Genomic DNA, 1,150 nt, shown 5'->3' with positions numbered 1-1,150 from the left:
TCTCGCTGGAACGGCCCGGCTTCGCGGCCGAGATCCAGATCAGGTTGCCCTTCTCATCGGTGAGCGCGAGGAACAGCAGGCCGTGGGCCTTGTGCTTGCCGGAATAGTTGGGCCGGTTCTCGTCCCCGGTGCGTCTGCGGGTGCGGACCAGTGTGCCGTCCAGCAGTACGACGACCCCACCCTTTCGGGCGATCTTCTTCAGGGCGCGGTCCAGGCGCGGGGCGCGGGCCGCGAGCAGTGCGATCACTTCCAACAGCCAGCGGCGCACCGTGGAGGCGGAGACGTCATTGCCGCCGGCCATGTCGCAAAGCCGCTGGTCATGCCGCAGGACGGCGAGCACGACCACGGCGATCTGCCCGGGACCCAGCTTGCGCCAGCGCGAGCGGATCTTCTTCAGGTGGCCGCGAATCAGGTCCGCGACCATGTTCACGGTCGTGCTCGACAACGGCAGGCGGCACTGGTAGACAAACCCTTCAGGGCCCTCGGCGGAGCTGGTCTTCTTTCGCATGGAATCCCCAACTCCCGTCGAGGGCCTCCGCGTTACGCCGAATTCCGGCCTGAGGCGGTCATGCGGCAGGCAGGGGTGGGGCAGTGAAGCGACCGGCGGGGGTGCGGTGCAGCCAACCCCGGTCCGCCAGTCGCTTGAGCTTGTCACGGACCGGCTCGACCTGCCCGGGTCCGGCGCCCCTGCCGAGCTTGACGCTGACGTCCTTGGCCGGAACCGGCTCCGACACTGCAGTCACGATCTTCATGATCGCCTGGTAGTCCGCAGGCAGCACGCCAGTATCCATGCCGTCCTCGCGGTGCGGGACCAGCAGCATCCCGCCCGCGCCGGGCGAGGTCGTAACCCGCTCGAACTCCTCGGCCACGGCCGGGTCATCGGTCGTCCCGGCCCGCTGGGCGTCGGCGAACTGCCCGAACACCACCTCCGCGGCCTCCAGCCGGGCGACCTCGGCGTCGATCTCGGCGAGCTCCTTGCGCAGCCGCTCGGCACGGTCGGCCAGCACTACCCGACGCTGCATCACCCACACCAACACATCCGCCACGAGCAGCCCCTTCCCGCGTCCCTCCCTACGGAGCGTATGAGGCGACTCTGGGGCGGCGGAGTGATTCCGGCGAAGCCATCACGCGGCAGACGATCACCTGCTAG

2 protein-coding genes are annotated in these 1,150 nt (G+C 69.0%); both read right to left on the bottom strand.

Annotated features, from left to right (window positions below):
- A partial coding sequence (locus ACIOJE_RS41305) for a transposase family protein (RefSeq protein ID WP_400783861.1) occupies positions 1–508 on the bottom strand: 508 nt, incomplete at its 3' end.
- Between the two features lie 58 nt (positions 509–566).
- Positions 567–1,022, bottom strand: coding sequence for a hypothetical protein (locus ACIOJE_RS41300; RefSeq protein WP_400783859.1), 456 nt, complete (start codon positions 1,020–1,022; stop codon positions 567–569).
- Between the last annotated feature and the right edge of the window lie 128 nt (positions 1,023–1,150).

Source organism: Kitasatospora sp. NPDC087861, assembly GCF_044742585.1.
Taxonomy (GTDB): Bacteria; Actinomycetota; Actinomycetes; order Streptomycetales; family Streptomycetaceae; genus Kitasatospora.
This window is presented reverse-complemented; position numbering and strand designations above follow the sequence as displayed.